This is a genomic window from Mycobacterium lacus (assembly GCF_010731535.1).
In the GTDB taxonomy this organism is placed as follows: domain Bacteria; phylum Actinomycetota; class Actinomycetes; order Mycobacteriales; family Mycobacteriaceae; genus Mycobacterium; species Mycobacterium lacus.
In genome coordinates this window covers 974,499-994,435 of record NZ_AP022581.1, presented here as the reverse complement: position 1 = coordinate 994,435, position 19,937 = coordinate 974,499, and the positions used below count along the sequence as shown (strand labels likewise).

Below are 19,937 nucleotides of genomic sequence, written 5' to 3'. Positions count from 1 at the left end.
TCAACTTCGGGCAAGCGATCAGGCATACGAAAACGACTGTGCAACAACGGGTTTACAAGTCAGGACACAGATCGGTGCGAATTGTGACGGCAGGTTCCGGCGCGCACCGGGTCGCCGTCAGGTTAAGGGTCCGCTTTCAATCTGCTCGAAGATCTTCGAGAACGCAAACGGGGTTTGTTGTATCCCGCTACCGTCGACCGCATCTACTGCGCCCAACGTACCTGTCTGATCGCGGGGCAGCTCCCACATGGACAGCTCACCGATACCGTGCTGCTGGGCGAAAGTGGTCAGCTGTTGGGCGTTGGCCAGAGTGAAGACCTCGAGGGGGTCGTCGTTGATCCCGATCAGGGGCGTCACCCCGACCATCGACCACGCATCCTGGCTGGACATCGACGGGTACAGTGTCATCAACTGATTGTGGGTATTCGTCGCGGCATCGATCGCATACTGTCCCATGCCCGGGTTTCCGGGCTGATCGAAACCATTGCCATAGTCCATGGCCATGATGTTCACGCGTGAGATGTCCACGCCATTGGCCGTAGCGATCTTTAGCACGTTCAATCCTCCGCCCTGCCCCTCGACCAGGCCGCTTGGCAGCACCGGGAGGGTGTACGAGACGGTCACGGGCGTGCCATTGGCCGCCTCCTGCTGCTGGAGTAAGGCGATCGCCTTCGACTGAATGTTCATCGCTTGAGTGTTGCCTTGCAACGCGCCTTCGACGTCAAAGTCGAGGTTGTAGATGTGGTAAGTGTCCACGATCGTCTTGTACTGCTGCGCCAGCGCCGCGGGAGTCTGACCGTTAACGGCCGAGAGATCCGTGCCAAACGCGCCACCGAAGGAGATCGTCCCGTCGATGCCGGCGTTCTTCATGTTGGTGATCTGGTTATTGATGTACGAGCTCTCGGAGCCGCCGGTGACGTCGTACGCCTGATAGCCGCCCCAGGCCGCGTGACCAGTTGGGTCGGCGTTGATGAAGGCGAGCGTGACGTGCTTGACCCCGTTCTGGGCAGCGGTCGCAAAGTCGTATCCGTTGGGCCCGGGCCACAGTGTTATGTCGACATAGGGCGAGTACTGCCCGGTTCCGCCGGTGGCGGTGCCGCCAGTCCCGGTGCCAGCGCCAGTGCCAGTTCCGGTGCCGCCAGTTCCGGTGCCGCCAGTCCCGCTACCGCCAGTCCCGGTACCGCCAGTGCCGGTGCCAGTTCCGGTACCGCCAGTGCCAGTTCCGGCGCCAGTGCCGGTTCCAGTGCCAGTACCAGTGCCGGTTCCGGAACCGACCGAGTGGCCGTTCAGCAGCACATTAGTCGGTGCCGAGTAGGAGCCGGTCTGCAAGCCTTGGAAGCCAACGGTAACCGAGCTGCCGGGTGCAATCGTTTGCGTCCAAGATTCAGGGGTGATGGTGTAGTGCGTGCCTGACTGGGCCATCTGTCCACTCCACGCACTCGTGATGGATTCGTTTGCAGGCAAATCGAATTGGAGCTGCCAGTTGTTCACCGGAGTGGTACCCGTATTGGTGATCGTGTAGTTGGCAATGAAGCCGTTATCCCAGTGCGACGTCGCGGTGTAAGTCGCTGTCAGCCCATTGTCGCCGGTGCCGGTGCCGGTGCCCGTGCCCGTGCCCGTACCTGTGCCGGTGCCGGTGCCCGTGCCCGTGCCCGTGCCCGTGCCATCACCGCCGGTTCCAGTACCAGTACCGGTGCCCGTGCCCGTACCGGTGCCCGTGCCCGTGCCCGTGCCCGTGCCGGTACCAGTACCAGTACCAGTACCAGTACCAGTACCAGTATCCGTGCCGCCGGTGTCGCCGCCGACTGGGTGACCGTTGACCGTCAAATGTGTTGGCGCTGAGTAGGTCCCGTCGTGCGCAGCTTGGAAGCCAACGGTGATCGAGTGGCCTGGCGCAATCGTGCTGTTGTAGCTCTCGGGGGTGACGGTGTACTGCGTGCCGGACTGCTGAAGTTGTCCGTTCCACATGTTGGTGACGGATTCGTTTGCGGGCAGGTCGAATTGGAGCTGCCAGTTGGTCAGCGGAGTAGTGCCGGTGTTGGTGATGGTGTAGTTGGCGACGAATCCGTTGCCCCACTGCGACGACGTCGCGTAAGCCGCGGTAACGCCGCTGTTGCCGGCGATGGCGGTGGGTGCTGCCGCGCTGAGACCCGATGGGGATGTTTCGGATGTCGCTGTCGTGGCCGCAGTGGTGGCGGCGCTGCCGTTGCCCGCGGTATTCACGGTGTTTCCGGCATTCGGATTGACCGCCGCGGCAGCCGCGGCGCCGGCGCTGGAGGCAGGCGTCGGCCCACTGGCTGTCGAGGCAGGCGCTGTGGTCGCGCCCGCGCTTGTGCTGGTGGGACCGGTGTTACTCGGAGTACTCGTCGTCTGATTGGGATTTGCGTGAGCTGCGCCGGTACTACCGGTACCACCGGTGCGATCGGTGCCGAACAGCCCGAACGCCTGCTGCACGATGCTCTTCAGTGGCGACACGTTCACCGCCTCGGCGAGCTCATACAGGCCAGCACTCGAGGCCAGGGCTTGTACAAACCGGTTGTTACAGGCCGCCGCTTGAGCGCTCAGGGCTTGAAATTCCTGACCGTGCGTCCCAAACAACGCCGCGATCGACGCCGACACCTCGTCGGCGGCCGCCGCCGCGATGTTCGTCGTCGGTACCGCCGCGGCTTCGGCGGCCGCATTCAGCGCGGAACCGATACTGAAAACACGCGTCGCGCCCTCTACCAGCGCCTCCGGAAGTGCGATTAGATGCGCCATACCCAACCCCATTCCTAGCCATATAACGAACTCATAACGATCACATGGTTAAGTCATACGTACTACCCCGCGATCGGCAATTACGTCCAGCGAAGTGGTGTACGGTCAACCACCGCATAGTGGGTGTGTCGTAGCCCGATAGAGGGTGGTCATCGGGCGATCCTTCGAATCGTCACCAAACCAATCGAAAGGAGAACAGCGCGATGACCAGTCACCACCCCTATCGAGGTTGAGAAGCTGCTGGGGGAACAACTCGCCACCGCGAATGTCGATTTGCTACGCGGTCTGTAATCGACGTTTATCGGGCGTTGATGAGCGCCCAGGCCGACGGGCCGCGCGGGGCCGGCTACGTCGAAGCCAGCGAGAGACGCACGAATCGCCGCAACGGGTATCGGCACCGGGATTCCGACACCCACGCTGGCACCATCGACGTGGCGATTCCAGGCTGCAGCAGGACGGCCATTTCCCGGACTGGCTGCTGGCCCGCCGCCAGCGCGCCGAGCGGCAGCCGCATCGGATCGCGATCACCGGCCGAGTCTTCGCTAGTTCGAGCGAACGGCCCAAGCGTCCAGCCCGGGGTCGGCCGAAAGCCGAAACGCCACACGCATCTCCTTGACCGCAACCGCATCGCCGTCGAACCTCACCCGCCGCAGTGCGGCCTTGCGCTCGGCGGCGGCCGGGGCAAGCCGGGCGGCGATCAGATCGGCGGCGGTCGCGGTCACCGTCACGTCGGGCGAGCCCTGCGCGGCGGTCAGGCCGCCATCGTGAACCGCGAATTCGAAGCGGCGGTCGTCGACGTTGACGCGGTATGACGCGCTGAGCCGCGTGCTGCAATCAAACGCCAGCAGGACGCCGGCGAGGAAGCCGTTCAGCGGCGTAATCGCGGTCTCGTCCGGGTCAACCAGGTCCAGCCCGAACGTTGCGATCGCCTGGACGACGGGCGGAACCTTGCGCCAGCCCGTCGCACTGAGGGTGTACACGGTACGTGCGATCGGCGGCGGCAGTTCGGTCCGGTCGACGAGCCCGGCGTCTTCCAGCTCGCGTAACCGGTCGGCCAGCAGGTTGGTGGCGATCCCGGGCAGCGCCGCGCGCAGGTCGGCGTAACGGCGCGCACCGCCGATCAACTCGCGCAGGATCAGCAACGTCCACCGCTCCCCGAGAACGTCGAGCCCACGTGCGATCGGGCAGTTCTGTTGGTAGTTCCTCCGAGCCGCCACACCAGAAACTATACCAGGTGAACAAGGTTCAGGAATATTTACTTGATTTATTTGTCTATATGGTTTAGGTTTCTGTCCATGCGTACACCAGTCTTCAAGAACCACCCGCTCGCCGCGCTCCTGGTCATCTGCCTCAGCGTGTTTGTCATCAGCGTCGACGCCACCATCGTCAACGTCGCGCTGCCCACGTTGTCCCGGGAACTCAACGCCGACACCGCCCAGCTGCAGTGGATCGTCGACGCATACACCCTCGTCATGTCCGGCCTGCTGCTGTCGGCCGGCAGTCTGAGCGACCGATACGGACGCCGCGGCTGGCTCAGTGGCGGACTCGCCCTGTTTGCGATCACGTCTGCCGTTGCGGCACAGGTGAACTCGGCAGACACACTGATCGCCGGGCGCGCGGCGATGGGTGTCGGCGCCGCCGTGATCTTCCCGACTACGCTGGGCCTGATCACCAACATCTTTATCGACCCGGTCAAGCGGGCGAAGGCGATCGGGGTGTGGGCCGCCATGGTCGGAGTCGGCGTGGCCGCCGGGCCGATGACCGGTGGCTGGCTGCTCGAACACTACACATGGGGCTCGATCTTCCTGGTAAACGTCCCTATTGCCGCGGTGGCGATTGTCGGAGGCATCCTGTTCGTCCCGACGTCGCGCGACCCCGCCGCCCCGCCCGTTGACGTGCCCGGGCTGATCCTGTCCGCGGTCGGGGTGACCGCGGTGGTCTACACGGTCATCGAGGCCCCGAACTGGGGATGGGCCAGCATCCCGACCGCGACGGGCTTCGCCGTCGGCGCCGTCGTGCTCACCGCATTCGCGCTCTGGGAACGGCGCACCACCCACCCGATGCTCGACGTGTCGGTGTTCGCCAACCGCCGGTTCTCCGGCGGCAGCTTGGCCGTCACCGCGGGCTTTTTGACGCTCTTCGGCTTCATCTTCGTCATCACCCAATACTTCCAATTCATCAAGGCCTACAGCGCGTTCGAGACCGGTGTGCGGCTCCTTCCGGTCGCCGCGTCAATCGCTGTGGGCAGCGTCGTGGGACCTCGGATTGTCGAGAGGATCGGCAGCACGGCGGTGGTCGCCGCCGGCCTGGCGACCTTCGCTGCGGGCTTGGGCTGGGCGTCCACCGTCGATGCGGCCACCACGTACCTGCAGATCGCGCTGCAGATGGTGCTCCTGGGCGGCGGCCTGGGGTTCACGTTTTCACCGGCCACCGATGCGATCATGGGCTCACTGAGCGCCGACAAGGCCGGTGTCGGCTCCGCCGTCAACGACACCACCCGCGAGCTGGGCGGCACTCTCGGCGTCGCGATCGTGGGCAGCGTCTTCGCATCCGTGTATACGGTGCGACTCGCCTCGAACTCGGTGATCGCAGCGTTGCCCGCCCAATTGCGATCCACCATGCGGGATTCGATGGCCGCGGCAGAACAGGTCATCAGGCAGCTGCCGACGGGTGTGGCCGCCGACGTTCGCAACGCCGTCAACAGCGCATTCCTCGACGGCCTACAGGTCGGATCGCTGGTCTGCGCCGGTCTCGCGCTGGGCGCGGCCGCCGTCGTCGCCGTGCTGCTCCCCGCGCGGGCGCGCCAAACAGCACCCGCCGCAAGCGAAATCGACATCGGCGCACCAGAGGAGGTCCGCGCATGAACTACACACAATCGTGGAGCAACGGCCACGAAAGGCCGAATTCTTCACCCGGGCGGATGGGTCGCACCTGCGGTACTACACCGCGGGCACCGGCGCGGCGCTGGTACTGATGCACACCGTGCGCACCCAACTCGACTACTTCCAGCGCGTCATCCCGCTGCTGTGGGATGCCTCCACCGTCTACGCGCTCGACCTGCCCGGCATGGGATGGTTCGACATTGTGCCGGGTGCGCGCTACGACGAGCCGCAGCTGCGCGCCGCAGCCATCGAATTCGTCACCGGATTGGACCTGCACGACGTTACACTTGCTGGTGAATCGCCGGGCGCCGCATTGTCTTTGGGTGCCTCGATCGACCTCAAGGATCGGCTGAGGCGTGTAGTTGCTCTCAACAGCTACGATTATCCGGGCGGACTCGAGCGGGGAAACCCGTTCGCCCGCTTGATCATCAGCCTGGTGCGGACGCCCGGGCTCGGACCGGTCTTCGCCGCCATGGAAAACCGGCCGATCCTGCGTGGCGTGATGCGCGGCGGTTTCGTCGACAAGAGCCAACTGCCCGAAGACCTCCTTGTCGAACTCCGGAAAAGCGGTGACCGCAAGGGGTACCCGATGGTGGCCAGAGCGATCTATCGCAGCCTCAAGGGATTTCAGCGGGCGCGAGACCGCTATCTCGATGTCAGCGCGCCGGTCACGTTGGTGTACAGCGAGCGAGACTGGTCTCACCCACGAGAGCGGGATCACGTTGCCGGACACCGGCCACTTCTCCGCGCTCGAACGGCCCGACGACGTGGCGCGCATCCTGTTGCAGACTCGGTGACAAGCCACCCTTAGAACCCCTGGCCCGCGAGCCAACCGTCGATTCTCTCGGCCACCGCCCGCCATCCCGGCTCCAGCATCATGTCGTGGCCCATGTCGGGGAAGATCTGCGCGTCGGCGCCGTAAACCGCTGCGGTGCGGCGAATTTGGCGCTCGGAGACGATGGCGTCATGCTCGGCTCCCAACACCAGCATCGGGACACGGTTGACGTGTTTGGTCTTGACCAGATCGAGGGCGAGCATGTCAAGGAAGGCCCGGTAGGACTCGTCTTGGACTCGCCGTCGACAGGTTTCGACGTTCGAATCCGGTGTGGACGCGCAGAACAATAGGTCTCGCACCAACTCCGGGGTCCCCACCAGGGGCGCCAGCCTCAATGAGGCGTGGACTTTGAGGAATGGCGCCGGATAGCGGCGCGCGATGTACAGGGTCACCCGCAGCACGCCGGTGGGCGGGATGGTTGCGACGAGAATGGCCCCGGCGGCGGTGTGGTGTTCCAGGTATTTCTGAATGACGAAGCCGCCCATCGAATGCCCGATCAGAACCGGCTTGGTCGGTAGTTGCGCGGCCGTCGCGGCGACATCGCCCACGTAGTCCTCAATTCCGGTCCAGCGCAGCCGCTCCTTGCCGGGGCTTGCACCGTGTCCGCGCAGGCTCGGGGCGCAACAGGCGTAACCGCGATCGGCGAAGAACGCCAGAAAGTGCTCGTCCCAGCACCACGCTGCATGCCAGGCGCCGTGGACAAACAGAAGCGGCACGGGATGGGATTCGGTGGCAGACCCCTTGTCGATCATTTCAAGCATGCGCGTCCCTTCGATCCGCATTGCCGAGGCAAAACGTTCCGCCTAGCGCTCAGTAACGGTGCATGCTTAATCCCGTGACCGCAAGCAACCTGCTCAGGCGCCGTCGCGTCGTGCGGGATTACCTGCAGGGCGCGGTATGGGTGCTGCCGACGCTCGGCGTTGCGCTTGGGCTCGGCGCCGGCGCCATCCTGTCGATAGTCCCGGTAAGGCGCGGCTCGCTGATCGACAAGGTGATGTTTCAGGGCACCGCGGGCGACGCCCGCGGGGTGTTGATCGTCGTGTCCGCCACGATGATTACCACGATCGGCATCGTCTTCTCGCTCACGGTCCTGTCCCTACAGATCGCCTCGAGCCAATTCTCGGTGCGATTGCTGCGAACCTTCCTGCGCGATGTGCCCAACCAGGTGGTGCTGGCGATCTTCGCCTGCACCTTCGCCTACAGCACCGGTGGCCTGCACACCGTCGGTGAGCATGTCGACGGACGCGCGTTCGTTCCCAAGGTCGCGGTCAGCGGCTCGCTCGCGCTGGCGTTCGTCAGCATCGGCGCGCTGATCTATTTCCTGCACCACCTCATGCACTCGATCCAGATCGACACGATCATGGAAAAGGTGCGGCGGCGCACGCTGGGGCTGATCGACGAGCTGTATCCGGAACCGGATACGCCGGACCGACAACAGCAAAAGCCGCCCACACCTCCGGCCGAAGCGAAGCCGTTGTTGGCGCCGCAATCGGGCTATCTACAAACCGTCGACGTCGACGACATCGCCGAGTTGGCGGCGGCCAGCGGGCACACGGTGCAGCTGGCCACCTTCGTCGGCGACTACGTCACCGCCGGGTGCTTACTCGGCTGGTGCTGGCGGCGGGGCACGACACCGGCGGCGCCGGAGCACGACTTCGCGCGACGCTGCCTGCGGCATGCGCACGTCGGGTTCGAGCGCACGCTGCAGCAGGACGTCCGGTTCGGATTGCGGCAGCTGGTCGACATCGCGCTGCGGGCCCTATCGCCCGCCATCAACGATCCGTACACGGCCATCCAAGTCGTGCACCATCTTTCGGCCGTGGAATCGGTGCTGGCGTCGCGCGCGCTGCCCGACGACGTGCGCCGCGACAGCGCCGGCGAGCTTCTCGTCTGGCTTCCCTACCCCGGTTTTGCCACCTACCTGCACGTCGGATGCGCACAGATTCGCCGCTACGGGTCGCGTGAGCCGCTGGTGCTGGCCGCGCTGCTGCAACTGCTGAGCGCGGTTGCCCAAAACTGCGTCGACCCGGCGCGCCGCGTCGCGGTGCAGACCCAAATCGCCCTCGTGGTGCGGGTGGCACAGCGCGAGCTCACCGACGAATCCGACCGGGCCATGGTCGTCGGCGCCGCCGCACGGGCGACCGAGGTCGTCGAGCGGCCCGGGACTCTGGCGCCGCCGGCGTCCGCGTTCGGCCAGGTGGCAGCCGCGCAGGCGGCGGTCTCGACAATCACGGCCACGCAACACGGCGGCGACAACTAGCGGCGGGGCGAGCGGCCAGTCATCTCGATTTCGCCAAGGATTTGTTGAGAACCCGTCAAGGCGCACGGCTGATTCTTTGGTCGGCGCAAACAGCGTCCACCACCAACACCCGCACATGGAGACAACCAATGTTCACTCACCGTCTCACCGCCTCCCTGGCCGGCACCACCCTGACCGCCACCGCCCTCGGCCTGGCCGCGCTCGGCTTCGCCGGCGCCGCGGGCGCGACCTCGACCGACACCGCATTCCTCGCTCAGCTGCGGGCGGACGGGATCACGCCGCCGAGCGCGGCGCGTGCCATCAGCGATGCGCACGCCGTCTGCGCCGCCCTCGACGAGGGGCACTCGCCCCAGGAGGTCATCAACGCGGTAGCCGAGTCGACCGGTCTGAACGCCAAGGGGGCCAAGATATTCGCCGTCGACGCCGCGTCGGCCTACTGCCCGCAGTACGTCACATCGACCTAGAGAACGACCACCACGATGCGGGGACCCCACACGGGTCCCCGCATTCGCCTACGGCAGCACGGTATGCATCAACATCACGTCGTATGCCGACCACAGCGACAGATTGAAATACACGTCTTTGCCCGTCGACCACGGATGCATCATCGGCGCGTAGACACCACCGGGCATCTGGAAGGATGACACGAGCAGTTGCTCTGGGCTCCACGGTCCCTGCGGAGCGGGCGCGGTCCTTGCCACCACGTCGTTCGCCCCGTTGGTGTACATCACCAGGTATTGCTTCAGATAGGTGTTGTACTGGGCTGACATCTCGGCCACCGGGCCCGGGATCACCGGGGTGGCCGCGTCCGGCTTGTTGGGGACCCAGGAGTTCGAGTCGCCGTTCCAGTATTGGTACTTGGTGAGGTCGGGCACGAAGCGCTGGGGAACTCGCGTCAGGTACGCCGAACCGCCCCGTCCGGACGGGGTACCGAACGAGTAGAGATAACCGTCGCTCGACTTGAGGAACGCGCCCATCTGGAAATTCTCATTTCCGGGTACGTACCTGGCTCGCCCGCTGTCCGGCCCGGAAGCGCGGATCGTGCCGGGGTAGACGCCCCAGTTCTGGCCATTGTCGTTGGACACCGCGATGCCCGAGTAGTTCGTCCTCCATTCGCCGTCTCGGCCCCAGTCCCTGATGGACATGAAGTTGACGTATTGGGTTCTCCCGACGGAAATGCCGGCCGTCGGAATGATTCCGGTCTCGTTTGGCGCCCACTTGATGCTGTTGATGATTTGTTTGGAAAAGTTCGGATGGCGCACCGGTGAGCCGGAGTAACGGTTGGCGGGGTCGCCCGGCGTGATGTGGATTCCGTGTTCCAGATCGCGGTCTTGGCTGCGGAACAGCGTGTTGTACCGCCATTGATGGCCCTCGACGCCGCAATAGCCGAATGTGTCGCCGAAGGCCATGAGCACCTGCTTGTTGACGGGATCGCCGTTGTCCCACATGATCCCGAGGTCGGTCCCGGAGATGCCGAAACGTTCAAGGGTTTTGTTCGGGCCATCCGGTCCGGTCACCCAGTCGACGAGCGATGTCGGAGACCCGCCGATCGCCGGCGGAGGATCCGGCGCCGCCGCCGGAGCGGGGGCTGGAGCCGGCGCCGGACCGGCATCGGGAGCCAGCTGAGCAGCGTTCGGGGGCGCTTGATTGCCCGGGGCGGGAGGGTTAGGCCCCGGGGGCAACACCCCCGCCTGGGGTTGTATGGGCGCGGAATAGCGAGTACCCGGCCTGAGCAAACCAGAAATCAACGGCCCCAGCTTGGGCAGCGGCGCGCCTTCGTTCGCACCGCGCGGCCTGCGCGTAGTCGGTAGCGGGATGCGTCCGTTGGGCATCGGGCCGAGCGTCGTGGCCCCGGGGTTGGTGACGATCGCGCCCGGCGGGGCGGGTCCGGTCGGAGCGCCGTCGTGGCAGGGGATCGCGTTTGCTGGTGGCGCGAGGCTTATCCCAACGATGAGTCCGATCGCGGCCGCCGACGTCGTCGATACCGACACGATTCGAGGAATCGGCGCCATGTCACACCTTTCCAGGGCTGGACGCATCTTCGGGAAGCATTGACGTCCACAGTTGCTTATGTGACGATAGTGATCTGCGTGGCTTCTGTGACCAGTGATTCGTGGATAGATATGCATCCGTGACCGTGTCGCAACGCATCGGTTTCACCAGGACGCGCTAGAATTTGGCGCCCCGTCGCCGAGGTCCGACAGGAAACGCCCAACAAGAACGAAAGCCCCTGCGACGCAGGCTAATTCGTCCGCGCCGGTAACCCGCTCGGCGGTGCCTTTCGACAACGAGGTCGAACAGGTCGGTGGCGACGCCCACCGCGCATCGGGCGTCACGGGCCAGGTCACGAGATTTCCGGGTCGCCCGGCCGGAGGTGATCGTCATAGCGGTGTCGGCCGATGCCGTCCGCAAAATTCATCGCTCGCGCAGCAGGAACAGGCCGTAGGCGGCGATCGACTGTGCGTCGGCGATCACTCCCGAGCGGATCATCCGCTCGACGTCTTCGCGCGGGAACCACGCGCTGCGCATGTCCTGTTCCTCGTGTTCGCGATCCGCTTCTCCCTCGACGATTCCGGTGGCCAGGAACACCCACCCGCGCTGACTGCTCATTCCCGGAGCGGTGTCGAGCTGACCGAGCGCCTCGAACGACATGGCGCTCAATCCGGTTTCCTCGCGCAGCTCACGCTCGGCCAGCTCGGACGGTTCGACGGCCGCCAGATCGGGGGCGGTGCCCTGCGGAAACTCCCAGCGCCGCGCGCCGACCGGATAGCGGAACTGCTCGACCAACCGGAACCGGTGCCCGTCATAGGGCATCACGAGCGCGTACGTCTGCTTGTCCACCACGCTGTAGATGCCCGCGCTGCCGTCCGGGCGGCGGATGTCGTCCTCCCGGAGCACCAGCCACGGGTTTCGATAGATCTCGCGGGATGCGAGGCGTTCGATGAAAGGCACACCGCCAGTATCACGAGGGAGCTGACGACATGGGCAACGGTCACCGGCCATCACGGCGCGGCGGCCGCGATCGGTAGAGGTGGACTCGGCCTGGCGATCAGGCGTCGGCCGACAGGACCCTTACCCGACAGGGTTCGACGAGCTCAGGCCTCGGGCCGGCGTTTCGGCGGCCAGCTTGATGCGCCGCAGTGTCTCCGCGATGCCGCGGTTTACCTGACGTCCCCGCGGGATGAGCGCTTCGGCCAGCCTGTTGGGCACCGAGCACCAGAGGACTCAAAGGACTCGGTGAGCAATGTCCCATACGCCGACGGCTCCAGCGTGTAGCGCCAGCCCCATCCTGGTGACGTCGGTGATGAGGTCGTACACGACGTCCGAGGGTGCGGCGATGTCGATCCTTGCTTGGCCGCGCTGGGCTGTGGGCATGACCTGAGTATTTCATCGTGGTACAAATCAGCGGCGATACCCGATAGTCATAGAAGCGTGGCCGTCAGTGTCCGCAGAAGTGGATGTTCATGCCGGAAGACATAGGACCATGGGCCGGGGCTTGAGCGTGCACCGCCACATCATCGTCAGCGGCGACGACGCACTGGCGACGACGATCGTCGACGAACTCAACAGCTTGGGCACGAGCATTGTCAAGCTCGCCACCTGCGAGCTCGCCGGCGCCGACCTTGCCCACGCGAGCGCCGTCATCTGCGCCGGGGACGACGATGCACGAAACCTCGAAATCGCGCTGCTGGCAAGGAAAGCCAACCCGGACGTGCGGGTGGTGGCGCGGCTAGCCAATGACGTCCTGCGCGAGGCGATGGCCACCGACAACGGCCCCGGCGCGATCCTGGACGTCGCCGACCTCGCCGCGCCTTCGGTCGTCGAGGCCTGCCTGGCGCGCACCGCGCACCCGTTCGACGCCGCCGGCGTCAAGTTCGTCGTGTGGCGCTCCGAGGCACCCCGGGATGCGACCCTGCGCGAGATCTACGGCGACCTGGCGCCGGTGGCGGTGATCCGCGGCAAGAACTCCGCCACCCCCGGGGAGGTGGTGACCTGTCCGGGACGCGATCTGCGGGTGCATGCCGGCGACTGGACCGCGATGATCGGTACCGCGGACGAGTTGGCCGCCCGCGGCATCAAGGTCCCTCGGCCGACCACAACGCGCTCTCGTCTGCCGCGGCTGCGTCAGCTGTCCGATACCGCACGCACCCTGCGCAACGACATCAACCCGATGTTCTATCGTGCGTTAGCCGCAATGGCGATCCTGCTGATCGGGTCAACGGTGTTGTTGCGGTTCTCCTACCGGCGCCCTCCTGGCATGACCTGGCTCGACGCGTTGTACTTCAGCACCGAAACGATCGCGACGGTGGGCTACGGCGACTTCAGCTTCGCCCACCAGCCCACGTGGCTGCGCGTGTTCAGCATCATGTTGATGTTCGCCGGCGTCAGCATCACCGCGATACTGATCGCCTTCATCGCCGACCTGCTGCTGTCGCGGCGCCTCACCCGCTCGGCCGGCGTGCGGCGGGTGCGCCATCTGCGCAACCACGTCGTCGTCGTCGGGCTGGGCACGTTCGGCATCCGCGTGGTCAGCGATCTGACCACCGCCGGATACGACGTCGCGGTGATCGAACGCGACGAGAACAGCCGCTTCCTGTCGTCGGCGGCCGAGCTCGACGTGCCGGTCATCTTCGGGGACGCAACGCTGCCTCAGACGCTGGAATCGGCGTGCGTCGACCACGCCCGCGCGATCGCGGTCCTGACCCAAGACGACATGGTCAACATCGAAGCCGGGATCGTGCTCCGCGAAATCTTGGGAGCCCGGGCATGCCAGCAAGCCAAGCGACGTGGCGTACCGCTGGTGCTGCGCGTATACGATCGCGCGTTGGGAAGCGCGGTGGCGCAGCGATTCGGTTTCGAGAGCGTCCGATCGACGGTCGAACTGGCCGCACCGTGGTTCATCGGCGCCGCGATGGGCTTGCAGGTGCTGGGAACGTTCTCGGTCGGGCAAAGTTCATTCATGATCGGCGCGATGCATGTGGCGGCCGGCAGCGAACTCGACGGGCTGCCGATGCACCAGCTGTCCACCGAAACCCGCGTCATCGCGATCACCCGGCCGGACGGGCCGGTCGAGCTGCACCCGCGCCGCGACGCCCGGCTCATGGCCGGCGACACGGCCTATCTCGTCGGCCCATACCGTGAGCTGCTGGCGACGCTGCGCAAGGGGCAGCCTCCCCAGCAGTCCGGTACCGTCGCAGAGCCGTCGATCTCGGCCTAGAGCGCGATCCTGGCAGCAGGATGCGCAGCGATGCCGAACTGGATGCCGCGGCCGCGTATGTGGACGATCTCGGCATTTGGCACGAGCCGGTCAAAGACATTGGGCCGTCATACATCTTGGAACTCCGCGGTCCCGACAGCTTTGGAACTCACGGCACCGAAGTAGCGGACACGATGTTTGTCGCGTCGCTCCGGAAATGGTTGACTGGGAAGAACTATGGCAATCAGTTTCAACCACACCATCGTTGCGTCGCGCGATAAGCATGAGTCCGCGGAGTTTCTTACCGAACTTTTCGGCCTGCCAAGCCCGACACCGTTCGGCCGCTTCATGGTTGTCACGCTGGAGCACGGCGCCTGCCTCGACTACGCCGATGTCGCCGAGGGCGAGGAGATCCGTCCGCAGCACTACGCATTTCTCGTTTCCGACGACGAGTTCGACACGATCTACGGCAAGATCCAGTCGCGTGGCTTGCAGCACTGGGCGGATCCGGGTGCCCAACGACCCGGCGAGATCAACCACAGCGACGGTGGACGCGGCGTCTACTTTCCCGATCCCTCAGGTCACGCTCTGGAGATCCTCACTCGGCCCTACGGCTCGGGTGGCTAGTCGCCACTGCGCGGCGAGCCGTGCCGCATGCTCTCCTGATTGCGGTAGTCATCGGCGAGTTGCGCGACGTGCGTGGGCAGGACGCCCTTGGCGACATCGGCCAAGGTTGTTTCTTCCAGAACCGATCGCATGCTGGCGCGCAGCGCCCGCCAGACGTCGGTCAGCGCCGTGGTCGGGCCGGAGTAGGGCAGGTCACCGAGTCCGATGTCGCGGACGCTGGCCAACGGTCCGTCGATACAGCGCAGCACGTCGGCGATGCTGATCTCGCTTCCCGGACGCGCCAGTTCATAACCGCCCTCGCGACCGCGGTGGCTTCGTACCAACCGGTCGGTGCGCAGATTGGTCAGGATATCGACGAGGAATTGCGGTGGTATGCCTTGCGCGTGGGCTAGGTCGTCGGTCTTGACCAGCGTGCCGGCGTCGGCCGTGGCGAGCTGTACCATCGCGCGGACCGCGTACTCCGCCTTGGCCGACATCCGCATTCTGTGCATTGTGCCATTGCCGGCTGGCTACCCGGCGCCGTCACGCAATCGCACACAGCAACGCGTCGGCGTGCTCCGGCCGGCACACCACCAGATCGGGCAGTAGCGGGTCGGGACGGTTGTACCGCAGCGCGGAGCCGTCCAACCGCGAGGTATGCAAGCCGGCCGCCCGCGCCGCGGCGACCGGCGCCGCGGAATCCCATTCGTACTGACCGCCGGCGTGTACGTACACGTCGGCCAATCCCTGGATCACCGCCCCAACCTTGGCCCCCGCCGATCCCATCTCGACCAGGGTCCCCCCGAGGCGCTCGCACACCCCCAGCGCGACCGCCGGCGGGCGGGTGCGTGACACCACGATCCGGGGCGGGCCCTGATACGCCGGTGGCGGCGTGACGTCGGGGGTGGCCAGCGTAACGCCCTGCGCCGGCAGCGCGACCGCACCCGCGACGAGTTCACCGGACTCCCACAGCGCCACATGCACGGCCCAATCGTGACGACCGAGCTCGGAGAATTCGCGGGTGCCATCCAGCGGGTCGACGATCCAGACGCGATCGGTGCGCAATCGCACCGGGTCGTCGGCGCCTTCCTCGGACAGCACCGCGTCGGCCGGCCTCGACTGCGCCAGCGCCGCCATCAGGAAGTCGTGCGATCGCTTGTCCCCCACGGCTTTGCGCTCGGCCTCGGTGGCATTGGCCAGCTCGTCGCGCACGGCGAGCAGCAGCTCTCCAGCCTGGGTGGCCACCCGCGCGGCCAGCTGGTGATCGTTCATGCCCGCGACTCGAGCATGTCGATGATCAATTGCGCTTGCTCGTCGAGATTTCGGTGCGGGGTAAGCCGCAGGTCTGGATTCTTCGGTCGCTGGTACGGGCTGTCGATGCCGGTAAAATGCGTGATCTCACCCGCTCGCGCTTTGGCGTACAACCCCTTGGGATCACGGCGCTCGCACTCTTCGAGGGACGTGTCGCAGAACACCTCGAAGAACTCAAATCCGGCGTCGGCGTGGACTTTACGTGCCAGCTCGCGGTGCTCGGCCAGCGGGCTGATCGCCGGCACCAGCACGATTTGGCCGGAGTCGGCGAGCAGCGTTGCCACATGCGCCAGCCGGCGCAGGTTCTCCGCACGGTCGGCCATGGAAAATCCCAGGTCGGCGTTCAGGCCATGTCGGAGGTTGTCGCCGTCGAGAACGTAAGCGGGAATGCCCTTTTCGAGTAGCTTCCGCTCAGCCAGCATGGCCACCGAGGACTTGCCGGCACCCGACAGGCCGGTGAGCCATACCGTCCTGCCGCGAATAGTCCGATCTTCGGCGGTGACCAGTGATCTGTGCCGCACGGTGTTCGGGCTTGCGGTGCGGGCCGAGACGTCGCGCAAGACCATTCCCGCCGCCACGGTGCCGTTGGTGTCGGGGTCGATGAGGATGAACGAGCCGGTGCTGGCGTTGCGGGTGTACTCGTCGAGCAACAGCGGCACGTGGGTGCGCAGCGAGACGCGGCCAAGTTCGTTGAGCTTCAACGCCGTCGCGGTCTTGTCGCGGTGCAGGGTATTGACGTTGAGCCGGTAGTCGAGCGCGGTTACCCTCGCGCGCGTGGTCCGGGTGGTGTGCTTGATGACGTAGTCGCGACCCGGCTCTAGCGCCGCGGTATCGGCCATCCAGCACACGGTCGCGTCGAATTCGCGTGTGACCCTGGGCTGGTTGTGGGTGCGGGCGATCATGTCGCCCCGCGAGATGTCGATATCGTCGGCCAGGCGCACCGCGACCGCCATCGGCGGAAAGGCTTCTGCCACAGGCCCGGTCGGGCCGTCGATGGCGGTGATCGTGGTGGTCTTGCCGACCGGCAGCACGACCACCTCGTCGCCCGGGCGCATCACCCCGCTGGCCACCGTGCCCGCGTAGCTGCGATGGTCCTGATGCTCGAGGGTGTGTGGCCGGATGACGTACTGAATCGGGAAACGAACGTCGACCAGGTTGCGGTCACCGGCGAGGTAGACCTCTTCGAGATGGGACAGCAGCGACGGCCCCTCATACCACGGTGTTCGATCCGATTTGGCGACGACATTGTCACCGTGCAGCGCGGAGACCGGAATGGACGTTACGTCTTGCACGTCGAGGCGGGCGGCGAAGGCATGAAATTCGTCCCGGATCGATTCGAATTCCTTTTGGTCCCATCCGATCAGGTCCATCTTGTTGACCGCGAGCACAAGGTGACGAATGCCCAGCAAGGACGCCAGGAAGGCGTGCCGACGAGATTGTTCGAGCAGGCCGTGGCGGGCATCGACGAGCACGATCACCAGCTGCGCGGTGGACGCCCCGGTCACCATGTTGCGGGTGTACTGGATGTGGCCCGGGGTGTCGGCGATGATGAATTTCCGCTTGGGAGTGGCGAAGTAGCGGTAGGCGACGTCGATGGTGATGCCCTGCTCGCGCTCGGCGCGCAGGCCGTCGGTGACGAGCGCCAGATCGGTGTACTCGTGGCCGCGGTCCCTCGACGTTTGCTCGACCGACGCCCACTGGTCTTCCATCACGGCCTTGGAGTCGTAGAGCAGGCGCCCGATCAGTGTGGACTTGCCGTCGTCGACGGAGCCGGCGGTCGCGAGCCTCAGCAGCGTAGTCATCAGAAGTAGCCCTGGCGCTTGCGGTCTTCCATCCCAGCCTCCGAGATCCGGTCGTCGGCGCGGGTCGCGCCGCGCTCGGTCAGCCGGGACACCGCGGTCTCGGCGATGACCTCGGCGATGGTGGCAGCCGACGACTCAACGCACCCGGTGCAGGTGACGTCCCCAACGGTGCGGAATCGCACCGTGGCCTCGAACACCGGCTCGTCGGCGCGCGGCTGCATGTGCCGATGCACCGCAAGCAGCATCCCATCGCGCTGAAATACCTTGCGCCGGTGGGCGAAATAGATCGTCGGCAGCGTGACGTTCTCCGCACCGATGTACGACCAGATGTCGAACTCGGTCCAGTTGGACAGCGGGAAGACCCGAATGTGCTCGCCCGTGTGATGCCGCCCGTTGTAGAGGTTCCACAGCTCCGGCCGCTGCGCCTTCGGGTCCCACTGACCGAACTCGTCGCGGAAGCTGAACACCCGCTCCTTGGCCCGAGCCTTCTCCTCGTCGCGCCGCGCTCCCCCGAACGCGGCGTCGAACTTGTTCTCCCGGATGGCACGCAGCAGCGTCACGGTCTGTATCGGGTTGCGCGAAGGGATAGTCTCGACGACCCGGCCGGCGTCGATGTCCTCCTGCACCGATGCCACCAGCAAGCGCACCCCGGCCGCGGCCACCAGCTCGTCGCGGGTGGCGATGACCTCGTCGAAGTTGTGCCCGGTGTCGACGTGCATCACCGGGAACGGCAGTCGCCCGGGGCGAAACGCCTTCAGCGCCAAGTGCAGCATGACGATGGAATCCTTGCCGCCCGAGAACAACAACACCGGCCGCTCGAACTCGGCGGCCACCTCCCGGATGATGTGGATCGCCTCGGCCTCCAGCGAGCGCAGATGGCTCAATTCGTACTGGCCCGCCGCCGGGCCTGCGTTCACACCGCTGGTCATGCTCCCCGAAAATTCCCGATTAAGTTGGTAGAATTGACCAGATTTAGGTCATTACCTGTCATGTAACCAGCGGTCGTCGACCCTGTCAATGAACTCGCGGACGGCTCTTCTCCCCGCTTCCCGCGCCCCTAGCCACCTACAAGGTCGGCCGAGCTACAGCGTGACCTCGTTGAGCTTGCCGGTGGCGACATCGAAGACGAACCCGCGCAGCGACACGTGCTTGGTGACGAACGGGCTGTTCTCGATGCGGCGCAAAGACTGCTTGACGTCCTCGACAGGATCCGGGAATGACTCGGCCGCCCACGGCGGTTTGATCCCGATCTCGTCCTGGATGGCGCGCTTGAAGTCGTCGTCGGTGAAAGTGAGCATCCCGCAGTCGGTGTGGTGAATCAGGATGATCTCCCGGGTGCCCAGCAGCCGCTGGCTGATGGCCAGCGAGCGGATGGCGTCGTCGGTGACGACCCCGCCGGCGTTGCGGATGACGTGCGACTCGCCCTCTTTGATGCCGAGCGCGCGGTAGACGTCGAGCCTGGCATCCATGCAAGCCAAGACCGCGACGTGCTTACTCGGCGGCAGCGGCAGTGGGCCCTTGAAGGTGCTCGCATACTCGGCGTTGTTGGCCAGATAGTCGTCGGTCACCGTCACGCAAGTCTCCTTAGCCTCGATCCACTGATGCAGTTCGGCCGGGCGGGTCTCGTAATGCGGAAAGTGCCCCTCTGAGCTGGGATGATCGGTGTCCTCAAGCGAAAATTCGACCAGCTACGAGAAAGGCGCTTCCGGTGCCAGTGTCGCACAACCCCATCCCCGATTCCACGGTGTTCGACGATGACAGCCTCGTGTCGCGCGCCGGGCGGGTGCCGGTGATGGCGCTGGCCCAGGTCGCGGCCACCGCCGGCGGGTCTCAGGTTGCGGGCGGGGCAGGCTGGTCGGGCGGGGCGGGCTGCTCGGGCGGAATTGCCCCGTCGCAGCCACCAGGCGGTGGCGGGCCCGGGAGAGGTTCGTCGCCACTGACGCAGTCGTAGTAGAACTGAGGGCCGACTATCCAGGTCTTCATCCACTGGTGCCAAAACGACCCGTCGGGGTACTTCTCGCCGTCGCACACGGCCAAATTGCCGAAACCCCATCGACCACCGGGGCAGTAGCCCTTTGTCATGTCCGGCTGGTGCGGGTCAGGCGGATCAGCGCTGGCAACCGCGGTAGAAAACGCAAACGCCGCGGCGCAACCCAATATCGCAGCGCCATGGCGAGCAAGCTTCAACGTCATTTCGACTCCATTCAGAGGTTGAATCAACGCGGCGGATTCCACGTAATGGTCAGCACTTGTGGATGAGCCGCGCGATGAGGCATAGGTGTTCCGA

At 65.6% G+C, this 19,937-nt stretch carries 18 protein-coding genes and 2 pseudogenes; 8 read left to right on the top strand and 12 right to left on the bottom strand.

Translation table 11 applies throughout. The features are described 5' to 3' along the window. Window positions 1–117 precede the first annotated feature (117 nt). Window positions 118–2,757, bottom strand: coding sequence for a cellulose binding domain-containing protein (locus G6N24_RS04665; protein WP_085161968.1), 2,640 nt, complete (start codon window positions 2,755–2,757; stop codon window positions 118–120). A 311-nt stretch (window positions 2,758–3,068) separates the two neighbouring features. On the opposite strand from G6N24_RS04665, the pseudogene G6N24_RS25690 reads away from it, so the two are divergent. After that, window positions 3,069–3,140, top strand: a pseudogene (locus tag G6N24_RS25690) (hypothetical protein); the annotation flags it as partial. A gap of 159 nt (window positions 3,141–3,299) precedes the next feature. Here the strand turns inward: G6N24_RS25690 and G6N24_RS04655 are convergent. Then, a complete protein-coding gene (locus G6N24_RS04655) occupies window positions 3,300–3,974 on the bottom strand; it encodes a winged helix-turn-helix transcriptional regulator (RefSeq protein WP_085161967.1) in 675 nt (224 codons plus the stop codon). A 78-nt stretch (window positions 3,975–4,052) separates the two neighbouring features. Between G6N24_RS04655 and G6N24_RS04650 the strand changes: the two genes are divergently transcribed. Both G6N24_RS04650 and G6N24_RS04645 read left to right on the top strand, forming a co-directional pair. Continuing rightward, window positions 4,053–5,621 (top strand): DHA2 family efflux MFS transporter permease subunit, encoded by a 1,569-nt coding sequence (locus G6N24_RS04650; protein ID WP_085161966.1) that lies wholly within the window; start codon window positions 4,053–4,055, stop codon window positions 5,619–5,621. A gap of 109 nt (window positions 5,622–5,730) precedes the next feature. After that, window positions 5,731–6,450 carry an alpha/beta hydrolase gene (locus G6N24_RS04645; protein ID WP_197743110.1) on the top strand — a complete coding sequence of 240 codons (720 nt, stop codon included), beginning with the start codon at window positions 5,731–5,733 and terminating at the stop codon, window positions 6,448–6,450. Here the strand turns inward: G6N24_RS04645 and G6N24_RS04640 are convergent. Then, window positions 6,447–7,235 carry an alpha/beta hydrolase gene (locus tag G6N24_RS04640; RefSeq protein WP_085161971.1) on the bottom strand — a complete coding sequence of 263 codons (789 nt, stop codon included), beginning with the start codon at window positions 7,233–7,235 and terminating at the stop codon, window positions 6,447–6,449. The genes G6N24_RS04645 and G6N24_RS04640 overlap by 4 nt on opposite strands. A gap of 74 nt (window positions 7,236–7,309) precedes the next feature. Between G6N24_RS04640 and G6N24_RS04635 the strand changes: the two genes are divergently transcribed. Together G6N24_RS04635 and G6N24_RS04630 are read left to right on the top strand one after the other, a co-directional pair. Beyond that, window positions 7,310–8,734: a DUF2254 domain-containing protein gene (locus tag G6N24_RS04635; protein ID WP_232070692.1), complete on the top strand. Its 1,425-nt coding sequence runs from the start codon at window positions 7,310–7,312 to the stop codon at window positions 8,732–8,734. 128 nt (window positions 8,735–8,862) lie between these two features. Beyond that, a complete protein-coding gene (locus tag G6N24_RS04630) occupies window positions 8,863–9,198 on the top strand; it encodes a DUF732 domain-containing protein (protein WP_085161964.1) in 336 nt (111 codons plus the stop codon). Between the two features lie 48 nt (window positions 9,199–9,246). Here the strand turns inward: G6N24_RS04630 and G6N24_RS04625 are convergent, their stop codons facing one another. The 3 genes from G6N24_RS04625 to G6N24_RS04615 all read right to left on the bottom strand — a co-directional run bounded on the left by G6N24_RS04625 (window position 9,247) and on the right by G6N24_RS04615 (window position 12,109). Continuing rightward, window positions 9,247–10,863: a DUF4185 domain-containing protein gene (locus G6N24_RS04625; RefSeq protein WP_139822518.1), complete on the bottom strand. Its 1,617-nt coding sequence runs from the start codon at window positions 10,861–10,863 to the stop codon at window positions 9,247–9,249. A 286-nt stretch (window positions 10,864–11,149) separates the two neighbouring features. Next, the gene (locus tag G6N24_RS04620) at window positions 11,150–11,737 is read right to left on the bottom strand and encodes an NUDIX domain-containing protein (protein WP_085161962.1); all 588 of its coding nucleotides are present in this window, start codon (window positions 11,735–11,737) and stop codon (window positions 11,150–11,152) included. Between the two features lie 222 nt (window positions 11,738–11,959). Beyond that, complete coding sequence (locus tag G6N24_RS04615) at window positions 11,960–12,109, bottom strand: hypothetical protein (RefSeq protein WP_163745415.1); 150 nt, start codon at window positions 12,107–12,109, stop codon at window positions 11,960–11,962. A gap of 109 nt (window positions 12,110–12,218) precedes the next feature. On the opposite strand from G6N24_RS04615, the gene G6N24_RS04610 reads away from it, so the two are divergent. The 3 genes and pseudogenes from G6N24_RS04610 to G6N24_RS04600 all read left to right on the top strand — a co-directional run bounded on the left by G6N24_RS04610 (window position 12,219) and on the right by G6N24_RS04600 (window position 14,558). Continuing rightward, on the top strand, window positions 12,219–13,952 hold the full coding sequence (locus G6N24_RS04610; protein WP_085161961.1) for an NAD-binding protein: 1,734 nt from the start codon (window positions 12,219–12,221) through the stop codon (window positions 13,950–13,952). Window positions 13,953–13,969: 17 nt separating this feature from the next. Then, window positions 13,970–14,117, top strand: a pseudogene (locus tag G6N24_RS24185) (VOC family protein); the annotation flags it as partial. Between the two features lie 51 nt (window positions 14,118–14,168). Next, the gene (locus tag G6N24_RS04600) at window positions 14,169–14,558 is read left to right on the top strand and encodes a VOC family protein (protein WP_085161960.1); all 390 of its coding nucleotides are present in this window, start codon (window positions 14,169–14,171) and stop codon (window positions 14,556–14,558) included. On the opposite strand, the gene G6N24_RS04595 is transcribed toward G6N24_RS04600, so the two are convergent. The 6 genes from G6N24_RS04595 to G6N24_RS04570 form a co-directional block, all read right to left on the bottom strand. Next, complete coding sequence (locus G6N24_RS04595) at window positions 14,555–15,040, bottom strand: Rrf2 family transcriptional regulator (protein WP_085161959.1); 486 nt, start codon at window positions 15,038–15,040, stop codon at window positions 14,555–14,557. The two genes, G6N24_RS04600 and G6N24_RS04595, sit on opposite strands and share 4 nt — an antisense overlap. A gap of 40 nt (window positions 15,041–15,080) precedes the next feature. Continuing rightward, window positions 15,081–15,809, bottom strand: a complete 729-nt coding sequence (locus G6N24_RS04590; RefSeq protein ID WP_085161958.1) for a 3'(2'),5'-bisphosphate nucleotidase CysQ — start codon at window positions 15,807–15,809, stop codon at window positions 15,081–15,083. Beyond that, on the bottom strand, window positions 15,806–17,650 hold the full coding sequence (cysC, locus tag G6N24_RS04585) for an adenylyl-sulfate kinase (protein WP_085161957.1): 1,845 nt from the start codon (window positions 17,648–17,650) through the stop codon (window positions 15,806–15,808). The genes G6N24_RS04590 and cysC overlap by 4 nt, the downstream gene beginning before the upstream one ends. Next, window positions 17,650–18,579: a sulfate adenylyltransferase subunit CysD gene (cysD, locus tag G6N24_RS04580; RefSeq protein ID WP_085161956.1), complete on the bottom strand. Its 930-nt coding sequence runs from the start codon at window positions 18,577–18,579 to the stop codon at window positions 17,650–17,652. The genes cysC and cysD overlap by 1 nt, the downstream gene beginning before the upstream one ends. A gap of 153 nt (window positions 18,580–18,732) precedes the next feature. After that, a complete protein-coding gene (locus G6N24_RS04575) occupies window positions 18,733–19,224 on the bottom strand; it encodes a beta-class carbonic anhydrase (protein ID WP_085161955.1) in 492 nt (163 codons plus the stop codon). Window positions 19,225–19,480: 256 nt separating this feature from the next. Next, complete coding sequence (locus tag G6N24_RS04570) at window positions 19,481–19,843, bottom strand: hypothetical protein (RefSeq protein WP_085161954.1); 363 nt, start codon at window positions 19,841–19,843, stop codon at window positions 19,481–19,483. Window positions 19,844–19,937: the final 94 nt, after the last annotated feature.

Excerpts from the sequence above, each read along its gene's own strand:
- cysC (WP_085161957.1), bottom strand. The coding sequence starts at position 17,650 with ATGACTACGCTGCTGAGGCTCGCGACCGCCGGCTCCGTCGACGACGGC.
- G6N24_RS04615 (WP_163745415.1), bottom strand. The coding sequence starts at position 12,109 with ATGCCCACAGCCCAGCGCGGCCAAGCAAGGATCGACATCGCCGCACCC.
- G6N24_RS04600 (WP_085161960.1), top strand. The coding sequence starts at position 14,169 with ATGGCAATCAGTTTCAACCACACCATCGTTGCGTCGCGCGATAAGCAT.
- G6N24_RS04570 (WP_085161954.1), bottom strand. The coding sequence starts at position 19,843 with ATGACGTTGAAGCTTGCTCGCCATGGCGCTGCGATATTGGGTTGCGCC.
- G6N24_RS04595 (WP_085161959.1), bottom strand. The coding sequence starts at position 15,040 with ATGCGGATGTCGGCCAAGGCGGAGTACGCGGTCCGCGCGATGGTACAG.
- G6N24_RS04610 (WP_085161961.1), top strand. The coding sequence starts at position 12,219 with ATGGGCCGGGGCTTGAGCGTGCACCGCCACATCATCGTCAGCGGCGAC.
- G6N24_RS04640 (WP_085161971.1), bottom strand. The coding sequence starts at position 7,235 with ATGCTTGAAATGATCGACAAGGGGTCTGCCACCGAATCCCATCCCGTG.
- G6N24_RS04625 (WP_139822518.1), bottom strand. The coding sequence starts at position 10,863 with ATGCATATCTATCCACGAATCACTGGTCACAGAAGCCACGCAGATCAC.
- G6N24_RS04645 (WP_197743110.1), top strand. The coding sequence starts at position 5,731 with ATGCACACCGTGCGCACCCAACTCGACTACTTCCAGCGCGTCATCCCG.
- G6N24_RS04630 (WP_085161964.1), top strand. The coding sequence starts at position 8,863 with ATGTTCACTCACCGTCTCACCGCCTCCCTGGCCGGCACCACCCTGACC.
- G6N24_RS04620 (WP_085161962.1), bottom strand. The coding sequence starts at position 11,737 with ATGGCCGGTGACCGTTGCCCATGTCGTCAGCTCCCTCGTGATACTGGC.
- G6N24_RS04590 (WP_085161958.1), bottom strand. The coding sequence starts at position 15,809 with ATGAACGATCACCAGCTGGCCGCGCGGGTGGCCACCCAGGCTGGAGAG.
- cysD (WP_085161956.1), bottom strand. The coding sequence starts at position 18,579 with ATGACCAGCGGTGTGAACGCAGGCCCGGCGGCGGGCCAGTACGAATTG.
- G6N24_RS04665 (WP_085161968.1), bottom strand. The coding sequence starts at position 2,757 with ATGGCGCATCTAATCGCACTTCCGGAGGCGCTGGTAGAGGGCGCGACG.
- G6N24_RS04650 (WP_085161966.1), top strand. The coding sequence starts at position 4,053 with ATGCGTACACCAGTCTTCAAGAACCACCCGCTCGCCGCGCTCCTGGTC.